This is a genomic window from Photobacterium leiognathi, assembly GCF_030685535.1.
Taxonomy (GTDB): domain Bacteria; phylum Pseudomonadota; class Gammaproteobacteria; order Enterobacterales; family Vibrionaceae; genus Photobacterium; species Photobacterium leiognathi.
Window position 1 is genome coordinate 2,403,932 of the sequence record NZ_CP131601.1, and the last position, 18,967, is coordinate 2,422,898.

16 protein-coding genes and 1 tRNA gene are annotated in these 18,967 nt (G+C 40.7%); 4 read left to right on the top strand and 13 right to left on the bottom strand.

Annotated features, from left to right (window positions below; all coding sequences use genetic code 11):
• Positions 1-44: 44 nt before the first annotated feature.
• Entirely contained in the window at positions 45-662 is a 618-nt protein-coding gene (locus Q7674_RS17930; protein ID WP_045062582.1) for a tRNA-uridine aminocarboxypropyltransferase, read from the bottom strand.
• 10 nt (positions 663-672) lie between these two features.
• Between Q7674_RS17930 and rrtA the strand changes: the two genes are divergently transcribed.
• Entirely contained in the window at positions 673-1,218 is a 546-nt protein-coding gene (rrtA, locus tag Q7674_RS17935; RefSeq protein ID WP_045062581.1) for a rhombosortase, read from the top strand.
• Between the two features lie 38 nt (positions 1,219-1,256).
• On the opposite strand, the gene Q7674_RS17940 is transcribed toward rrtA, so the two are convergent.
• The 8 genes from Q7674_RS17940 to Q7674_RS17975 all read right to left on the bottom strand — a co-directional run bounded on the left by Q7674_RS17940 (position 1,257) and on the right by Q7674_RS17975 (position 11,017).
• On the bottom strand, positions 1,257-1,550 hold the full coding sequence (locus Q7674_RS17940) for a ComEA family DNA-binding protein (RefSeq protein WP_008987657.1): 294 nt from the start codon (positions 1,548-1,550) through the stop codon (positions 1,257-1,259).
• Between the two features lie 140 nt (positions 1,551-1,690).
• Positions 1,691-3,583 carry a peptidylprolyl isomerase gene (gene ppiD, locus Q7674_RS17945; RefSeq protein ID WP_045062580.1) on the bottom strand — a complete coding sequence of 631 codons (1,893 nt, stop codon included), beginning with the start codon at positions 3,581-3,583 and terminating at the stop codon, positions 1,691-1,693.
• Positions 3,584-3,997: 414 nt separating this feature from the next.
• Complete coding sequence (gene hupB, locus Q7674_RS17950) at positions 3,998-4,270, bottom strand: nucleoid-associated protein HU-beta (protein WP_008987659.1); 273 nt, start codon at positions 4,268-4,270, stop codon at positions 3,998-4,000.
• Positions 4,271-4,492: 222 nt separating this feature from the next.
• A complete protein-coding gene (gene lon, locus Q7674_RS17955) occupies positions 4,493-6,856 on the bottom strand; it encodes an endopeptidase La (RefSeq protein WP_045062766.1) in 2,364 nt (787 codons plus the stop codon).
• Between the two features lie 192 nt (positions 6,857-7,048).
• On the bottom strand, positions 7,049-8,329 hold the full coding sequence (gene clpX, locus Q7674_RS17960; protein ID WP_008987661.1) for an ATP-dependent protease ATP-binding subunit ClpX: 1,281 nt from the start codon (positions 8,327-8,329) through the stop codon (positions 7,049-7,051).
• Positions 8,330-8,438: 109 nt separating this feature from the next.
• Positions 8,439-9,062: an ATP-dependent Clp endopeptidase proteolytic subunit ClpP gene (gene clpP / locus Q7674_RS17965; protein ID WP_008987662.1), complete on the bottom strand. Its 624-nt coding sequence runs from the start codon at positions 9,060-9,062 to the stop codon at positions 8,439-8,441.
• A gap of 105 nt (positions 9,063-9,167) precedes the next feature.
• On the bottom strand, positions 9,168-10,466 hold the full coding sequence (gene tig / locus Q7674_RS17970) for a trigger factor (RefSeq protein WP_305423014.1): 1,299 nt from the start codon (positions 10,464-10,466) through the stop codon (positions 9,168-9,170).
• Between the two features lie 474 nt (positions 10,467-10,940).
• Positions 10,941-11,017 (bottom strand) — tRNA-Arg (locus Q7674_RS17975).
• A 305-nt stretch (positions 11,018-11,322) separates the two neighbouring features.
• Between Q7674_RS17975 and folD the strand changes: the two genes are divergently transcribed.
• Entirely contained in the window at positions 11,323-12,180 is an 858-nt protein-coding gene (gene folD, locus Q7674_RS17980; protein WP_045062578.1) for a bifunctional methylenetetrahydrofolate dehydrogenase/methenyltetrahydrofolate cyclohydrolase FolD, read from the top strand.
• Positions 12,181-12,387: 207 nt separating this feature from the next.
• Positions 12,388-12,990 (top strand): hypothetical protein, encoded by a 603-nt coding sequence (locus Q7674_RS17985; protein ID WP_045062576.1) that lies wholly within the window; start codon positions 12,388-12,390, stop codon positions 12,988-12,990.
• 266 nt (positions 12,991-13,256) lie between these two features.
• Here Q7674_RS17985 and Q7674_RS17990 read toward each other — a convergent pair whose 3' ends face one another.
• The 3 genes from Q7674_RS17990 to rfaH form a co-directional block, all read right to left on the bottom strand.
• A complete protein-coding gene (locus Q7674_RS17990) occupies positions 13,257-14,246 on the bottom strand; it encodes an IS110 family RNA-guided transposase (protein ID WP_305423015.1) in 990 nt (329 codons plus the stop codon).
• A gap of 107 nt (positions 14,247-14,353) precedes the next feature.
• Complete coding sequence (galU, locus tag Q7674_RS17995) at positions 14,354-15,202, bottom strand: UTP--glucose-1-phosphate uridylyltransferase GalU (protein WP_439788132.1); 849 nt, start codon at positions 15,200-15,202, stop codon at positions 14,354-14,356.
• Between the two features lie 119 nt (positions 15,203-15,321).
• On the bottom strand, positions 15,322-15,819 hold the full coding sequence (gene rfaH / locus Q7674_RS18000) for a transcription/translation regulatory transformer protein RfaH (protein ID WP_045063708.1): 498 nt from the start codon (positions 15,817-15,819) through the stop codon (positions 15,322-15,324).
• Positions 15,820-16,261: 442 nt separating this feature from the next.
• On the opposite strand from rfaH, the gene Q7674_RS18005 reads away from it, so the two are divergent.
• The gene (locus tag Q7674_RS18005; protein WP_305423017.1) at positions 16,262-17,650 is read left to right on the top strand and encodes a peptide MFS transporter; all 1,389 of its coding nucleotides are present in this window, start codon (positions 16,262-16,264) and stop codon (positions 17,648-17,650) included.
• 50 nt (positions 17,651-17,700) lie between these two features.
• On the opposite strand, the gene Q7674_RS18010 is transcribed toward Q7674_RS18005, so the two are convergent.
• Complete coding sequence (locus Q7674_RS18010) at positions 17,701-18,699, bottom strand: response regulator (protein WP_305424160.1); 999 nt, start codon at positions 18,697-18,699, stop codon at positions 17,701-17,703.
• Positions 18,700-18,967 lie beyond the last annotated feature (268 nt).

An 18,967-nucleotide genomic window follows, 5' to 3' on the forward strand; every position in this document is an offset into this window, starting at 1 on the left:
AAAAAGGGAGCAATATGCTCCCTTTCTATTATCAGAGTAATTTCTTACTCATTACTTTGATAATTTTTCTCAAACACTCCAGAGGGCATCTGCGCAATTTGAAAGTTAATCATCGCATCAAATGTATCAAGCAGTGGCTGTAGATCTGTTTGCGCAGATTCCAATACAGACAAAGCAAGAAAACCTGCTTCTACGGTTGAGACCCCCTGCTCTTTCGGCGATTTACGGATCCGGTAATTCCCCATATCAACATTATCTAAACTTACTAACGGCAAATGATGTAAGTTAGTTGATAATTGCCACATCTTATAAGCTTTCTTCCACGTACCATCGAGCAAAATGATCACTTTTTTACGTTGGCAGGCAGACTGCGTTGCAATTTCTGAAAGGGCTACCGAGCCCTCTCCGGGATAGACTACGTAAATATCACGATCCGTTTGGGCTAATGCTTGATTAAGTTCATCATGTTGTGAGAAGTCTTCCCCAACCCAGAGTCGGCTATTTGGCAAAGAAAGTGATAATATTCTCGCAGTACCAATGGCCCGTTTAACTTCTGACGGATGTTGTAAAATCCACAGCTCAGTTTGGGTTTCAATGGTTTTAATCCAATGGCAAATACACGCTTTATTCGCTTTGCCACAGTTATCACAATACCGACTCATTGAGGTTGCCTTGTCTATTCGAAATTACATTGTTATCGCATTATGCATTGGCGTGATAGCGCAATTACCATCACTCCAACCAATACTTGTCTGGGATCGACAAGCTATTATAAATGGTGAACTATGGCGGATCCTAACAGGAAATATCACCCATACCAATTGGGCGCACCTTGCCATGAATACAGCCGCCTTTGTGATCATTAGTTTTATTTTTCGAGCGCACTTTCATACCAAAGGCTATAGCTTATTAATTTTGCTGTTGTCTTTAATTATTGGTCTTGGGCTCTTTGCTACCAATATCACCTGGTATGCAGGCTTTTCTGGCGTACTTCACGGTATTTTTGCTTGGGGCTGTATTCGTGATATTCAAGCCAAGACTAAAGGTGGATGGCTATTATTACTTGGATTAATTATTAAGATTGGTTGGGAACAATATTTTGGCGGCTCAGTAAGCTCAGAGGAGCTAATCGGTGTCCGTGTTGCCACTGAAGCTCATTTGATAGGCGCAATCACTGGGGCTGTAAGTGCATTAATAATCAAAGCTAAATGGCTATAAAGATACGGGAGCACAACAGCTCCCGTCAGTCATAACAACTACAGCTCAATAATCTTTCTATTTTTCTCAACCGTCGCTTTACCGATCCCTTTCACTTTAACTAAATCATCCGCACTCGCAAACTTACCGTTAGCATTACGATAATCAACTATCGCTTGTGCTTTTTCTGCCCCAATACCATCTAGCAAAATATCTAATTGCTCAACATTAGCTTCATTGATATTAACTGCTTTAACGATCCCTTCATGCTTATTTTCAGCAGCATGGCTTAAAGGTACCAAAGCTAATCCGCCAGCTAAGGCGATAACTTTAAATAATTGGTATGACTGCATATCTTTTTATCCCTTATTGATATATCGGAATCAAAAGAATAAGCAGAAATTAGTTAACGAAAAGAGAATATATAAAAGAAAAGCGTAGAAAAACGACGGGCCGCACAATGGCGGCCCGTTAAGAGAAATATTAATTTCAATTATTGTGCTGGCTTGTCCAACATTGGGTAAGTCACTTTTGCAGACTCTCGTAATGTTTCAAGCGTTGCTGCTAGATCTTGTTGAGCAAACATATTCTCAACTTGAGTCGCAAACTGACTATTCACTTCATCTGCTGAAGGTTTAACGTTTACCACTTTATCTAGTGCAATAATTTCAACATTACCATTGTTGTCACGTGCCATACCGTAAGACACTTTACCGTCTTTCGGCTTAGGCAATGTGAACGCAACACGTGCAACGTTTGCATCAGGACCTGAACGCGTTACCGTTTGATCGCCAGAGAAGCTTAGGCCATCTTTAGCAACTACGTCTGATTTACCTTCACGTAAAGCGGCAATAATCGCATCTGCTTTCTCAGTTGCTTGTTTCTCGCCTTTTTGCTGTGCTAACAATGTTTTCACTTTCGCTTCAACGTCAGCAAAAGGAAGCACTGCTTCTTCACGAGAATCATCAACACGAACAACAACTACATGCTCAGGTGCAATCTCAATCACATCAGAGTTCATACCGTCATCGTGAACTTCAGGGCTTTGTAGCGCTTCCTGAACTTTCTGATCTGCTAATACGCCCTTCTCATCTTGTAGAGAGATAAAGCCAGTTGTTACCACTTTAGCTTTTACCGCTTCAGCCGCAGCATCTAGAGAATCTGGAGATTCAAACGCAGTTTCAGCTAGTTTGCTTTGCAGCTTGTAGAATTGCTCCGCAACTTGCTGCTCTTGAAGCTCTGCAATGATGCTTGCTTTAACTTCAGCAAATGGCTTCACTTTAGGCTCTTCAATGCCATCTAGCAAAATGATGTGGTAACCAAATGAAGATTTCACAAGGCTAGACATATCACCCGGTTTAGCTAGCGAGAATGCCGCTTCTTCAAACGCAGGATCCATTACGCCTTTACCGAACCAATCTAGCTTACCACCATCTTTTGCACTGAAAGTATCATCAGATGATTTCTTCGCAACGTCAGCAAAATTTGCACCGCCCTTCAGCTCAGCCAGTAACGCTTCAGCTTTGGCTTTAGATGCATCGCTGTCGCCTTTCACAAGAATGTGGCTAACTTGACGCTTCTCAGCTGTGCTGTACTTGCTCTTGTGTTCGTTGTAGTAAGTTTCAGCTTCTTGATCAGTGATCTTAATGTTGTTAACGAGGTTTTTACCCGATAACTCAATGTAAGAAACTTTCACTTGCGCAGGACGAGTAAACTGATTTTTGTTTTCGTCGTAATAAGCTTTCGCTTCTTCATCCGTCACTGTTACTTTGTTAGTGAAGTCAGCTAGATTTAGCTTCAGTGTACGTACTACGCGCTCTTGTGATTCAAGCTTACGTAATTCATCTACTTCATTGTTAAGTGCGAAATCACTGCTTTGTAGTGCACTTAAGAATTGTTGACGAAGCATGTCTTTACGGATTGATTCCGCAAATTGCTCAGGAGAAATACCAGCACGACGTAGCGTTAGATTGTATTGCTCGTTATTGAATACGCCATCAACTTGGAAAGCAGGCATTTCAATGATTGCTTGCTTAACCTGTGCATCACTTACACCAAGACCTAACTCAGTCGCGCGTTGCTCAATCAGTTCATCGTTAACCATACGATCTAGTACGCTTTTACGGAACTGCTGAACGTACTCAGGGTTACCCATTAACGTTGAGAAGTAATCACCTAAACGCTGCTGCATTTGGTTACGTTGATTCTGATAAGCCTGCTCAAATTCACGCTGGCTAATCTCTTTGTCATTTACTTTTGCAGCAACTTGCTCATTACCGCTCGCCAGATAACTGCCGACACCAGCAAATACAAAAGATAAAATAATTAAGCTAAGAATAATCTTAACCCAGATGCTGTTAGCGCCTTCGCGCAATCGCTCCATCATAATTTGCCGTCTCTCCTACTGTTCGATCTGGCACGGTTTCGAACTAGATATCAAATGTGTGCACTAAATATCGGTATCAACACGATAGCCGAACCATAACAATCATTATTAATTCGTTATTAACTAATTACTAAATAATTTATTCAAAATCAGCATCTAAACTATAGATAACTGAGACACAATAAACCATTAAACAGTTAGTTTGATAACTTGATACCGATTTGATTAATGAAATGCATTTTGCGCTATTGCTACCACAAACACCACAGATCGTTATTCAAATTGACACCATCATAAGTAAAAAAAGCGCATCCACCGATGCGCCTTTGTTGAACTGGAATCAGTATACCCTTTCCAGTAGCAATATTTAAGCCATGTAACATGACAAAACAGTTGGCAAATACCAACTATTTCTTAGTTAACAGAGTCTTTTAGCGCTTTACCAGGTTTGAAACCAGGTACTTTTGCCGCAGCGATTTGGATTTCAGCGCCAGTCTGTGGATTACGGCCAGTACGAGCTGCACGTTCACGTACAGAGAAAGTACCAAAACCAACCAATGCAACTTGATCACCGTCTTTCAACGTTTCTGATACAGCTTCGATGAATGCATCTAGAGCACGGCCTGCAGATGCCTTAGAGATGTCTGCACTTTCTGCGATTTTATCAACTAGTTGAGTTTTGTTCACGATTAAATCCCCTTAATGAACTTTACCTACCCGTAACTCGTCACTGAGACGTTGTGAATAGTAGGCAATTAATTGTTTCTAGACCTGATAATAGATATTCAAACTTAACCAGATCTTAATAATACATCGCTTAGCGCGGATTCGAAGTTAACTTATAGCCAGACAAAAAAACGCTGACAAGGACTTTTGCCTTTGAAAGCGTTTTTTCTTTAGTTAATTTTGCTACAGGTCACTATTTTGGGCATTCACTAGCTCAATACCTGTTGGATTATTCTGCAGTGCAACAGTTAACACTTCATCAATCCAACGTACTGGGCGTACTTCCAAATCAGCAATAACGTTGTCTGGGATTTCTTCCAAATCACGTTCGTTCTCTTTTGGAATCAGTACAGTTTTAATACCGCCACGGTGTGCTGCAAGGAGCTTTTCTTTCAAACCACCAATAGGTAACACTTCACCACGTAAAGTGATTTCACCTGTCATAGCAACATCTGCACGCACAGGGTTACCAGTCAGGCTAGATACAAGCGCTGTACACATTGCGATACCGGCACTTGGACCATCTTTTGGTGTAGCACCTTCCGGTACGTGAACGTGAATATCACGCTTCTCGTAGAAGTCAGCAGCAATGCCTAAACGTTCAGCACGCGTACGTACAACCGTCATCGCAGCCTGAATAGACTCCTGCATCACATCACCAAGCGAACCTGTATAAGTTAACTTACCTTTACCTGGCATAGATTCAGTTTCGATAGTTAATAGATCACCACCAACTTCTGTCCACGCAAGTCCTGTAACTTGACCAATACGGTTACTTTCGTCAGCTTTTCCGTAATCGAAACGCTGAACGCCTAAGTAATCCTTAAGATTATCTTGACTGATTTGAACGTGCTTAATGTCTTTATTAAGTAAAATTTCTTTCACTGCTTTACGGCAAAGTTTAGAAATTTCACGCTCTAGACTACGAACACCTGCTTCACGTGTATAGTAGCGAATAATGCCAATGATCGCTGAATCTTCAACCATCACTTCGTTTGGCTTCAGACCATTACGCTGGATCTGCTTACCTAACAGGTGATTCTTAGCAATATTCAGTTTTTCATCTTCGGTGTAACCAGAAAGACGGATCACTTCCATACGATCAAGCAATGGACCAGGAATGTTCATCGAATTCGATGTTGCCACGAACATTACATCAGATAGATCGTAATCGACTTCTAGGTAGTGATCGTTAAATGCGCTGTTTTGCTCAGGATCTAACACTTCAAGTAGTGCTGATGCTGGATCGCCACGCATATCAGACGACATCTTATCGATTTCATCTAATAGGAAAAGTGGGTTTTTCACCTCAACTTTTGCCATTTTCTGGATCAACTTACCCGGCATAGAACCGATATAAGTACGACGGTGACCACGGATCTCCGCTTCATCACGAACACCACCTAATGCCATGCGAACGTACTTACGACCCGTTGCCGCGGCAATAGATTGACCTAATGAAGTTTTACCTACACCAGGAGGACCGACTAAACACAGGATCGGACCTTTTAGCTTGTTCACGCGACTTTGTACTGCGAGGTATTCAAGAATGCGTTCTTTCACACGCTCTAGTCCATAGTGATCGGCATTAAGCACTTCTTCGGCTTTTGCTAGGCTCTTCTTCACTTTAGAGCGCTTGTGCCATGGCACACTTAGCATCCAATCAATATAGCCACGAACCACTGTTGCTTCTGCTGACATCGGTGACATCATCTTCAGCTTCTGTAGCTCTTGCTCAGTCTTTTCACGTGCCTCAGTCGGCATCTTAGATTCTTCAATCTTTTTCTTTAGCGCTTCAAACTCATCTGGCGCATCATCCAGCTCACCCAATTCTTTTTGGATCGCTTTCATTTGCTCATTTAAGTAATACTCACGCTGAGATTTTTCCATCTGCTTTTTCACGCGTCCACGGATGCGTTTTTCAACTTGTAACAGATCAATCTCGGATTCCATCATTGCCATTAAGAACTCTAAACGTTCTGTAATATCAACGATTTCTAATACTTTTTGCTTATCAGCCAATTTCAACGGCATGTGTGCTGCAATGGTATCAGCAAGGCGTGCAGCTTCATCGATACCGTTCAGTGAAGTTAACACTTCTGGCGGGATCTTTTTATTTAGCTTAATAAAACCTTCAAACTGACCAATGGCAGTACGAACTAGCACTTCTTGCTCGCGCTCGTCCATTTCAGGCGTCACTAAATACTCAGCTTCTGCTGTAAAGTATTCATCATCAGCCAGCGCTTCTACTTTGGCGCGCTGCTGACCTTCAACCAGTACTTTAACCGTACCGTCTGGTAATTTTAAAAGCTGTAGAATAGTGGCAACAGTACCGACATCATAAAGATCAGTGATCGACGGTTCATCCGTGGCGGCTTCTTTTTGCGCAACCAACAGAATCTGCTTATTGTTCTCCATTGCCGACTCAAGGCAACGAATGGATTTTTCCCGGCCCACAAACAATGGAATAACCATATGAGGGTACACCACCACATCACGCAGTGGCAGAACCGGGATCTCTAGGCGCTCAGAACGCTCCAGGTTCATATTCATCTCTCTTCCTGTCAATACTAATCGTATTAAGTAACTGCTTGAGACACTTACTTAATACGACTAGAAAGTTAGCATATATTGAGTATATGGGGGTAAAACAAGAATATTCAACGAAAGAAGTGCTAGAAAATAAAAAAGGAGGCTTATGCCTCCTTTTTTTAGCCTTTATGTGCACTTATTAGGCACTTACTCAGCTGCAGCTGCTGGTGTTTCAGTGTTCTCATAAATCAATAGAGGCTCAGATTCACCTTTAATTACTGATTCATCAATAACAACTTTACTCACACCTTGCTGGGATGGTAGTTCATACATTGTATCAAGCAGTACAGCTTCAACAATTGAACGCAGACCACGAGCACCTGTTTTACGCTCCATTGCTTTACGCGCAATAGCCACAAGTGCATCATCACGAAACTCTAGTTCCACATTCTCAAGTTCTAATAATGCTGCATACTGTTTAGTTAGTGCATTCTTAGGCTCACGTAGAATCTGTACTAGCGCTTCTTCATCAAGCTCACCAAGCGTTGCAGTCACAGGAAGACGACCGATAAATTCTGGAATTAGACCATATTTAACTAAGTCTTCTGGCTCAACTTTCTCAAATAGATTGCTTAATGAATCTGCTTGATCTTTTGAACGTACTTCTGCGCCAAAACCGATACCAGTACCGGTAGCAACACGTTGCTCAACCACTTTATCAAGGCCTGCAAATGCACCACCACAGATAAATAGGATCTTAGAAGTATCAACTTGTAAGAATTCCTGTTGAGGATGCTTACGACCACCTTGTGGTGGAACAGAAGCAACTGTACCTTCGATCAATTTCAGTAATGCTTGCTGTACACCTTCACCAGATACGTCACGAGTAATCGATGGGTTATCTGACTTACGTGAAATCTTGTCGATTTCATCGATGTAAACAATACCACGTTCAGCTTTCGCTACGTCGTAATCACATTTCTGTAGCAGTTTCTGAATGATATTTTCTACGTCTTCACCTACGTAACCCGCTTCTGTTAGCGTGGTTGCGTCAGCCATCGTAAACGGTACATCTAGCATACGTGCTAAAGTCTCTGCCAATAGTGTTTTACCACTACCAGTAGGACCGATAAGTAAGATATTACTCTTACCTAGCTCAACACCTTCACTGTTAGTATCGCCATTACGTAGACGTTTGTAGTGATTATATACCGCAACCGCTAGTACTTTTTTAGCGTGTGCTTGACCAATTACATAATCATCCAGGTTGTTACGAATTTCTTGCGGAGTCGGCAGTTCATCGCCATCGCGTTTCGGCAACACTTCTTTGATTTCTTCGCGAATAATGTCGTTGCATAGATCAACACATTCATCACAAATATAAACAGAAGGGCCTGCAATCAGCTTGCGAACTTCATGCTGACTTTTACCGCAGAAAGAGCAATATAATAGCTTGCTGCTACCACTCTCTTTTCGCTTATCTGTCATTCGCTAACCTCTTATTGGGGTATTCCCATCATTGCCTTGTTTTGAGTGTATAACAAGTCCAGTTATTTTGCTTCGTTAACTATCTTAAGCTAACAAGCTGAATAAGAACTTAGTCACGCTTACTCAATACGGCATCCACTAAACCATATTCTACAGCTTGGTCTGCAGACATAAAGTTGTCACGGTCAGTATCACGCTCAATAATTTCTAATGGTTGACCAGTATGCTCAGCCAATAGACCATTTAGGCGTTGTTTGATTGTTAGAATTTCTTGCGCATGGATTTGGATATCCGACGCTTGTCCTTGGAAGCCACCTAATGGCTGGTGAATCATTACTCGTGAATTCGGTAGGCAGTAACGCTTACCTTTCGCGCCACCAGCAAGTAAGAATGCGCCCATTGAACATGCTTGGCCCATACATACAGTGCTCACATTTGGCTTAATGAACTGCATTGTGTCATAGATTGACATACCAGCTGTCACAGAGCCGCCTGGAGAGTTGATGTAAAGGAAGATGTCTTTATCTGGGTTTTCTGACTCCAAGAATAGTAGCTGGGCTACTACAAGGTTTGCCATATGATCTTCAACCTGACCAGTTAAGAAAATCACACGCTCCTTTAAGAGACGAGAATAGATGTCGTAAGAACGCTCACCACGAGAAGTCTGCTCGACCACCATAGGTACCAGCGCATCCAAAATTGGTGACATGGCGTTTTTTTCTTGGTAGCTCATAACGTTATTTCCCTAAAATAAATGGCCCGAATGAAATTACTCACACGGACCATTGTTAGCAGAAGACTTGAGAGAATGTCAAATCTCTACAGTAATTTCAGCAAATTAAGCAGCTGGGTTCATTAGCTCGTTGAAGCTAACTGCTTTATCAGAAACCTGCGCTTTCGCTAGAAGTGCATCAATCGCTTGCTCTTCTAGAGCAACATTGCGCATGTTGTTCATTAGCTGTTCGTTAGTTTCGTAGTACTTAACTACTTCTGATGGATCTTCGTATGCAGAAGCCATTTCAGCGATGATTGCTTTAACGCGCTCTTCGTCTGCTTTTAGCTCTTCAGACTTGATCACTTCACCCACTAGAAGACCAACAACTACGCGACGTTTAGCTTGTTCTTCGAATAGTTCACGTGGAAGCTCTGGCATGTTCTTAGCGTCGCCGCCAAAACGTTGTGCAGCTTGCTGACGTAGTGCTTCGATTTCTTGATCGATAAGTGCAGCAGGAACAGTGATGTCGTTTTGCTCAACAAGACCGTTAAGAACTTGATCTTTAATACGACCTTTAACAGCTTGCTTAAGCTCACGCTCCATGTTCTTACGAACTTCAGCTTTAAGACCTTCAACAGAACCGTCTTCAACGCCGAACTTAGCAACGAACTCTTCAGTTAGTTCTGGAAGCTCTTGAGCTTCAACTTTGTGAAGCTTGATAGCGAATGCTGCAGCTTTACCTTTTAGGTTTTCTGCGTGGTATTCTTCTGGGAAAGTCACTTCTACAGTGAACTCGTCGCCAGCTTTCTTACCTACGATGCCATCTTCGAAACCAGGGATCATACGACCTTGGCCCATAGCTAGTGCGAAACCTTCAGCTTTACCGCCTTCGAACTCTTCACCGTCGATAGTACCAACGAAGTCGATAGTTACACGGCTGTTAGCGTCAGCTGCTGCTTCTACTTCTGCCCATGTAGCTTGTTGCTTACGTAGCGTTTCTAGCATTGTGTCAACGTCAGCTTCAGTTACTTCTACAACTGGCTTCTCAACAACAACTTTGTCTAGACCTTGAAGAGCGATCTCTGAGAATACTTCAAAAGTTGCTTTGAATACTAGATCTTTACCTTCAGCGATTTCTACTGGAGTGAAAGTAGGTGCGCCTGCTGGGTTAATTTTTTCTTTAACGATAGCTTCGATAAAGTGGCGGTGCATAACTTCACCTAGGATGTCTTGACGTACAGATGCACCAAACATTTTAGCAACCATCTTAAGTGGTGCTTTACCTGGGCGGAAACCGTCGAAACGACGAGTCTTAGCAATTTTCTTTAGCTCAGCTGTTACTGCATCTTCGATGTTTGCAGCAGGAACAGTGATAGTTAGTTGGCGTTCTAGGCCTTCAGTGGTTTCAACGGTAACTTGCATTATATTTAACCTCAAAACTTACTCAGTTCTCTGAGTGATGTTGCCGAACAGCCATTTACTGACGGTGGCATCCTTTTCGTGTTACGGCTCATAAACCATAACGCCTAAATTCTTTTACTTTATTTCTAAACTGTCAGAGATGTTCATTCAACCTAGAAATTAAAGCGCGTCATTATAACGACACACAAACGTGCCGTCGAGGTTCGATAGACTAAACTGCTATCTCGCTCTACAACTGAAACACAAGATAGGGGCTAGATTGAGCATTTCAAGGGGGAAAGAGAAAATAATCAGTCTAATATGCGATTTTTGTGTTCAAATGTTGGAAAAACAGCCTATTTGATGCATTTTTTGAATGATAGGTGCGTAACAAAGCAAATGCTAGGTAATAAGACAATAAGCTAAAAACGATATTGTGAAATGGAAGAATTAAACTATGAATGTAAACAAGAAGAGCTTTAATAGAGAAGGAAATGGCACGCCCTGCAGGATTCGAACCTGCGACCACATCCTTAGAAGGGACGTGCTCTATCCAGCTGAGCTAAGGGCGCATCATTGATGTAACGTGAAGTTACGAGGTCGGATTATACGGAGCAAAAAGCTTAGGTCAATACGTTTACTTTATTTTTCATGATTTAAGACATCAACCGATTAAAGTTAAATCAATCTGTTTTAATTTCGATTTTTCCTACCTAATATCATTAACCCCTCCCCCTCTTTCTATTAAACGGATATTCAATTGCCCATCAAATACACACGAGTAATACAAGAAAAGCAAACGTTTGCGCTATAGCTAATATCATCTTTTTCTGACACAATATCTCCATTATGCTCAGCCAATATAAAAAGGATCACCATGACCGCTCAAATTATTGATGGGAAATTGATCTCCCAAACAGTTAGACAGGAAGTTGCTGCGAGAGTTAAAGCTCGTGTTGATGCAGGTCTTCGTGCGCCAGGCTTAGCTGTCGTACTTGTAGGACAAGATCCTGCTTCTCAAATTTATGTCGGCAGTAAACGTAAAGCCTGTGAAGAAGTTGGGTTCGTGTCAAAATCCTTTGATTTACCTGCAACATCAACAGAAGAAGAGTTACTACTTCTTATTGATGAGCTCAACCTTGATCCCATTATCGATGGCATCTTGGTGCAATTGCCGTTACCAGCAGGCATGGATAGCACCCGTATTTTAGAGCGTATTGATCCTGAAAAAGATGTTGATGGTTTCCACCCATATAATGTAGGTCGTTTAAGCCAACGCATACCTAAACTACGTTCATGTACGCCTAAAGGCGTAATGACACTGTTAGAGCGCTATAATATTCAGGTGCGCGGCAAAGAAGCAGTAATTGTTGGTGCTTCTAATATTGTTGGTCGCCCAATGACACTTGAATTATTGTTAGGTGGCGCAACAACAACAACCTGTCACCGATTTACACAAGATCTTGAAAGCCATGTTCGTCGCGCTGATATTCTTGTGGTTGCGGTAGGTAAGCCTAACTTTATTCCAGGATCATGGATCAAAGAAGGTGCAACGGTGATTGATGTTGGCATTAACCGATTAAAAACAGGTAAGCTTTGTGGTGATGTAGAATTTGATGTTGCAAGCCAAAGAGCAAAACACATCACACCAGTACCTGGTGGTGTAGGACCAATGACAGTGGCAACCCTCATTGAAAATACAATGTTGGCCTGTGAACAATTTCACGCTGAATAATATAAATAAGAGCAATAGTAATATTGCTCTTTTCTTTTAAATCACGTTCAAATATCTTTTACTGCTTAATATCTATTATCAGATATAATTAAGGCATATTAATTCTTTATTTTTATATATTTGTTTTTCTGATAAGTCTGAGATATCAATGCTGTATTTTTACGCTTCTTTTTAATTACATTCTGTATTTTATTTTCGTCTTTATCCTTGGCAAGTAACCAAGATATACATATTAATAAAAATATAACCAAGCCTAATGATAATAAAGCATTAGTGGTTTTTAATGTTGGTGTAGATCTTTCTGGTATCGAGCAACCAGCAAACATAGCGGCGCAATCTATTGAAAAAATGGCTGCATCATTACAAACAATGGCTAAGCACCCTAACCTTACACCAGAGCAACAAGCCGCTACTATTGATACATTTAAGCATATTGATACATTAGCACAAACATTTAACCAATCTGTTGCTGCACTACCTAAAGCTGTCGCTCAAACTAGCACACCTATTATCACCGCATCTAAATCGATCATGAGTGATATTAAACTTTATACTATTTTATTTTTTGTACTTATTATAATACTGATCGTTTTAGCTCTTATCGCTATATATTATTTCGTCCTTTCTCCTGTTAAAAATATTCTCCTAGAAACAACAGGAAAACTTAACCATATGGCAGATGCATTAGAAACCACTGCTAATTTAGTCCATGAAAGTAATCAATTTCATCGTGAAATACTCAACAGTATTCACCATTATGAAAAGCAGCAAAAAGAACATAGCAAACAAGAATCACTGACTCAGCAATAATAAAATGTATGGTCCGCCCCGTTATTGCAACTACAATATTAGTAATAACGGAGTTGCGCTAATGTATTCGGAGTCAAAATTAGGCATATTAATGTCCTAGCTCCACGATGATATCCGCGACAGATTATCCTTAAAAAGCGAAAAGCATTTATTGCTGTTTTTATTATCAGGTTATTAATCTGGCCGATTTACCGTTAATGTCATCACTTGCATTGTCGTTGCAAACTCGGTTATGACTGCGATGCAGTCTTAAACGCTTGGCGGTGCTATAACACCGCCCAAGCTATTCTTGCTAATTTGTTAGCCAATGCGACAACAACCACATTGAATGGCTTACTGGCTCTTAAATCTACCAGCCATTGTCCGAAGACTTTACCCGTTGTCTCTAACCTTGATAATACAGCTCTTGCGCCATGAATGAATAATGTCCGGAGATGTTTATTTCCTCGTTTACTCACTCCAAGTAACTTTGTTTTACCTCCCGTAGAGTATTGTCGAGGCACTAACCCTAACCAAGCAGCCATATTCCTTCCATTTGAAAAGTTACTGGCGGCACTAACATCTGCCACACACAGGGCTGCTGTTAAATCACCGATGCCAGGCACAGTTTTTAATAACTTAGCCAATTCATGTTGCTCAGCTAGCTGTTTCAACTTCGTATCTTGTATTTTTATCTGCTCATTAAGATACAAATAATGTGCGTGAATTAAGCTTAATTCGTACATAAGACTTTGTGGAAGAGTTTGATATTTTTGGTCTGCTATCCACTGAAAAAGCATCTTCATTTTCGCATGTCCTGTAGGCAAGCTCAGTCCAAACTCTAACAATATCGCTCCGATACGAGACATACAGGCTGTTCGCTCCTTAATAAAACCATCACGGATACGATGAATGACAGCAATGACTTGTGCTTCTTCTGATTTAACAGCAACAAAGCGCATGGAAGGTCGACTTGCTGCTTCAGCGATAGCTGCAGCATCAATGAAGTCATTTTTATTGCCTTTCACATAAGGTTTTACATACTGAGGAGGAATGAGTTGAACTTGATGCCCAAAATCAGCACATTTACGGGCTAACCAATGTGCACCACCACATGCTTCAAATGCGATAGTGGTGGTTTCTAAATTTGAGAGAAACTTTAGAAGTTGGCTTCGATTATATTTCTTACGTAGCACCTCTTTACCTGCGTAATTGTGTGCGACAGCATGAAAGCAGTGTTTACCTAAATCGATACCTAAGATGTGGATAGTAGACATATGGTTCACCTCTTTGAAAGCCTACCCTAAGCCTAACGGCTTAGGATGAGGCGGACCATATAATTAAGCGATGCTAATTAGCATCGCTTTTCACAAGTCACTTACAATTACAATGTTTTAGCTAATTGCTTTAAGTAATCAGTAAACTCTTCACCAAACTGGTTATGGCGCATGCCGTATTCCACAAATGCCTTCATATAACCAATTTTACTACCGCAATCATGGCTTAAACCTGACATATGAAATGCATTCACTTGCTGGGATTGCATTAACATATCAATCGCATCAGTTAACTGGATTTCATCACCAGCACCAACAGGCGTTCGAGCCAATAGCGCCCAAATTTCAGTCGGTAAAATATAACGTCCAACAATAGCCAAATTAGATGGTGCGTCTTCAACCGCTGGTTTCTCGACAACTTTTGTCATCGGTGCTGATTCGCCAGCATGCAGTTCTACACCGTTAATATCAGCAACACCATAACTGGATACTTCTGACATTGGCACTGGCTCAACCATCACTTGGCTGATTTTAGTCTCGTTGAATAACTTCACCATTGCAGCCATGTTATCGCAACGCAGATCACTTGCTACATCATCTAAAATCACATCAGGTAACACCACTGCAAAAGGGGCATCACCTACCAAAGGATGCGCACATAACACGGCATGACCTAAGCCTTTAGCTTGACCTTGGCGTACATGCATAATCGTCACATCAGGTGGACAAATTGCTTGAACTTCTTCTAGTAGCTGACGTTTTACACGTGCTTCTAATGTCGCTTCCAACTCAAATGAAGTATCAAAGTGGTTTTCAATTGAATTTTTTGAAGAGTGCGTCACAAGAATAATTTCTTTAATTCCTGCAGCAACACATTCACTCACCACATGTTGAATAAGCGGCTTATCAACAATAGGTAGCATTTCTTTAGGAATAGCTTTTGTCGCTGGCAGCATACGCGTGCCTAAACCTGCTACTGGAATAACGGCTTTGCGTACTAATGAACGAGTCAATTTTTTATCCAACATATTTCGTTATAGACATCTTCATTGATGATTGTGTGGTGATCTACTAATTATTTCTTTAATAAATCCGTATTTTCTACGCTTACCTTTACAGGCTTACCAAGAAGATTTATCAACATAAATGAGCGTTTTTCACCATCAGCTTCTTGATAAATAGCTTCTAAACCTTGGAACTTACCTTGCTCCAACTTTAGTTTTTCACCAGGTTGAGGCAACATTGATAATAATCGTTGATGCTCTACACTATCTTCATTCATCATCAAATTATAAATTAGCTCTTCTCGCACTTTCTGAGGAAAAGTACCACAGCGAATGAAGTCAGCGACACCTCGTGTTGAGCGCACTGAAGTATAACTAACGACTTCAGGATCAAAATGCACAAAAACGTAATTAGGAAATAGCGGTTCAATAGACTCTGCTCGCTTTCCTCGAGTTATCTTCTGTACCGTTACTTGCGGGTAATAACAATCAACACCCTGACGGTCAAGATTGATCACTGCACGCTCTTGCTCACTGCGTTTACAATAAAGTAAATACCAATCTTTCATCATCAATCCTAATAATTTTAAACCGCGCTTATTATATACATAAAGATGATGCTTTTATATGACTGCTCAGCAGGACGCTTATAAAATCGGCACTGTATATATACTCATCTCTACAGTCAGAATCCAAGAAAATGCAGGCAAATCACCCATTCAATTTGTAACATTTATGAATAATTAAATTCTATAGATTATAAAACCATAAAAAACCAAAAAAACAGCCATATAAACCACAGTTAAATTAATATGCAAAATTACCAACAAGTTTTTATTGTGTAATTTGATTTTTCAATTTTGAACAAATTAAGGACAATATCTTTTATTTCAATACCTTAAAATGTTTTCACAATGTACTCCAAATGTAAAAACTTGCAGTCATATATATTGTGCTTTATAAAACTACAGGTATTAGCAAACACACCATCACAATAATATAGAGAATCCTATGAGTCATAATAATAGTGGTACCTTATTGGGCCACCCAAAAGGCTTGTTCCTGTTATTTGGAACAGAGCTATGGGAGCGTTTCTCCTACTACGCAATGCGCGCTATTCTAGTTTTATATCTAACAGATAAAACCATTGATGGTGGTCTAGGCTGGACAACCCAAGAAGCACTAAGTTTATACGGCATCTACACCAGTCTTGTTTACTTCACACCTTTAATTGGTGGTTGGATTGCTGATAACTTTTTAGGTCAACGCCGCTCAATTATTATTGGTGGCGTGTTAATGGCTATTGGTCAATTTACCCTTGCACTTCCACACAGTGTGGTTGATCCACACGCAGTTAAAGCTTTCTATGTGGGCTTAACATTCCTGATCATCGGTAATGGCTTATTTAAGCCAAATATTTCTACCATGGTAGGTGACTTATACGAAGAAGGTGATAATCGTCGTGATGGCGCATTTACCATCTTCTACATGGGTATCAATATTGGTTCGCTATTGGCAGGTGTGATCGCAGGTACAGCGTCAGCTGTTTACGGTTGGAAAGCAGGCTTTTTATGTGCAGGCTTCGGTATGCTGTTTAGCTTACTGATCCAACTATTTTTTGCACAGCGTTACCTTGGTAATATCGGTACGGTTCCAGCAGCTGTTCGTGATGCTGCAAAGAATGCCAGTGGTAAAAAAGAGCCTCTTACTAAAGTTGAACGTGATCGCCTAAAAGTTATCATGGTGATGTGTACTTTCGTTATCGTATTCTGGGCGGGCTTTGAACAAGCTGGCGGCTTAATGAATATCTACTCACAAGAATACACAAACCGTATGATTGGTAGCTTTGAAGTACCAGCAGCTTGGTTCCAATCTCTTAACCCATTCTTCATTATCATCTGTGCGCCAATTCTGGCTTCACTATGGGTAAAAATGGGTAAGAAAGAGCCTAACTCACCTGTAAAATTTGCACTAGCAATGTTTTCATTAGCATTAGGTTTTGCTTGTATGATCGGTGCTGCACTTGAGCAAGGTGGCGATATGACAGTGAAAACCTCGATGCTATGGCTTATTGGTGCATACTTCTTCCATACTATTGGTGAACTATGTCTATCACCTATCGGTCTATCAATGGTTACTAAACTTGCTCCATTACGCCTAGCATCATTAATGATGGGTGCATGGTTTGGTGCGAATGCGATTGCAAACTACATTGCAGGTGAAATTGGTTCACGCATTGGTGAAGCAGGTCCTCTTGCTATCTTCTCTGGCATTGCAATTACAGCAGTGATTGCAGGTGTTTTACTTCTACTGTTATCTAATACGCTAATCAATTGGATGCATGGTGCAGAGTCATCAAACGATGATGAGCACGTTGAAGTAAAAACAGCAGAAGCTTAATCAGAATAGAATAAATACGTCAGGGTAGTGTTTAATAGCACTACCCTTTTTTATAGGTTTAAATGTTTAAAATTGACACTGAAGCTAGCATGGCCTCTCTGACTCAATGAAAGTCGGCCTCCTGATGGGGAAATGGCTAATTTTGATAATGTATTATGGTTCGCTTGCTGTCCGAGCCAATGTCCAGAACTGACGTCGTAATTATTTTCACTGGTACGTAATTGCGCATTAATACCTACTGGTAACACATGTAAACAGCGCTCAGATAAATCAAACAGCCCAAATAGTCCTTTAACGGGTGATGCATAGCCCGAATGCTTCATTCCTTGCTCTAGTTGTGCCACTAAATGACTTAAGCTTTCTAAGCTGTTTCCTTGATTCCGTAAATACTCATTAAAAAAAGCACGGATCAATAGTGCCGTTGCTGTCGCGTTATCACCACCACTACTGGTATCTATTAGGTAAAATGCTAATTGCCCATCAAATAGCCACGTATAATCAAGTAGTACAGGTAAGATATCCGCAGACTGCAACACACAATAATTTAACTGCCAATGCCCATATGAAGATTGAGTATCAGGCATTAGTCCCACAAGAAGATCGCGAGCAGCTTTCGGATTATTTTGCAGCTCCTTTAAGTGCCATGCTAACTCTTCTTCAACGGGCTCTGATTCTTCGGAAGTTGCAAACCATCGGTTTGAAAAGTCTTGCCTATCATGCATCGCACTGTTTTGCGTTCTTAATACTGACAGCATTGATGATTTCAACATTAATATATTATCTAATGGCTTAATCAAAAAATCTTTGACACCAAGCCTTAATGCTAAAGCAACATCAGCCATTTCCCCTGTACCTGAAATCACAATCACAGGGATCATAGGGTACTGAATAGCGACCTCTTCAACAAACTCCATGCCTGTCATTACAGGCATAGCAAGATCGCACAACAATAAATCTGGAATATGTTCTTTTAACGCACGCAATCCTTCTAAGCCATTATCTGCTTCTTGCACCAAGCATCCTTGGCTTTCTAAAAAGCCAACAATCATATTCCTGAATACAGGATCATCCTCAACAACAAGAACATCTTTTCCCTCGAGCAAAATTACCTCCATTTCACTCCGATAACTTAGATTTATTAACCAATAATCTGACGAACACTTTATATCCGTCTAATCATTGCGACACTACTAAGCATAGAAAAAAGCTAGACAGAAATGCATAACATCGTGCATTTAATAAAAAATAAATTAATTTATGTAATACACTTCAAATTATTAGGTCTGTATTCTCGTTATAACTAAATAGCCAAAAACT

What these genes read in the sequence shown, in the direction of transcription:
- Q7674_RS17930 (WP_045062582.1), bottom strand. Translation starts at nt 662, where the DNA reads ATGAGTCGGTATTGTGATAACTGTGGCAAAGCGAATAAAGCGTGTATT.
- Q7674_RS17940 (WP_008987657.1), bottom strand. Translation starts at nt 1,550, where the DNA reads ATGCAGTCATACCAATTATTTAAAGTTATCGCCTTAGCTGGCGGATTA.
- ppiD (WP_045062580.1), bottom strand. Translation starts at nt 3,583, where the DNA reads ATGATGGAGCGATTGCGCGAAGGCGCTAACAGCATCTGGGTTAAGATT.
- lon (WP_045062766.1), bottom strand. Translation starts at nt 6,856, where the DNA reads ATGAACCTGGAGCGTTCTGAGCGCCTAGAGATCCCGGTTCTGCCACTG.
- clpX (WP_008987661.1), bottom strand. Translation starts at nt 8,329, where the DNA reads ATGACAGATAAGCGAAAAGAGAGTGGTAGCAGCAAGCTATTATATTGC.
- clpP (WP_008987662.1), bottom strand. Translation starts at nt 9,062, where the DNA reads ATGAGCTACCAAGAAAAAAACGCCATGTCACCAATTTTGGATGCGCTG.
- tig (WP_305423014.1), bottom strand. Translation starts at nt 10,466, where the DNA reads ATGCAAGTTACCGTTGAAACCACTGAAGGCCTAGAACGCCAACTAACT.
- folD (WP_045062578.1), top strand. Translation starts at nt 11,323, where the DNA reads ATGACCGCTCAAATTATTGATGGGAAATTGATCTCCCAAACAGTTAGA.
- Q7674_RS17990 (WP_305423015.1), bottom strand. Translation starts at nt 14,246, where the DNA reads ATGTCTACTATCCACATCTTAGGTATCGATTTAGGTAAACACTGCTTT.
- galU (WP_439788132.1), bottom strand. Translation starts at nt 15,202, where the DNA reads ATGCTGCCAGCGACAAAAGCTATTCCTAAAGAAATGCTACCTATTGTT.
- rfaH (WP_045063708.1), bottom strand. Translation starts at nt 15,819, where the DNA reads ATGAAAGATTGGTATTTACTTTATTGTAAACGCAGTGAGCAAGAGCGT.
- Q7674_RS18005 (WP_305423017.1), top strand. Translation starts at nt 16,262, where the DNA reads ATGAGTCATAATAATAGTGGTACCTTATTGGGCCACCCAAAAGGCTTG.
- Q7674_RS18010 (WP_305424160.1), bottom strand. Translation starts at nt 18,699, where the DNA reads ATGATTGTTGGCTTTTTAGAAAGCCAAGGATGCTTGGTGCAAGAAGCA.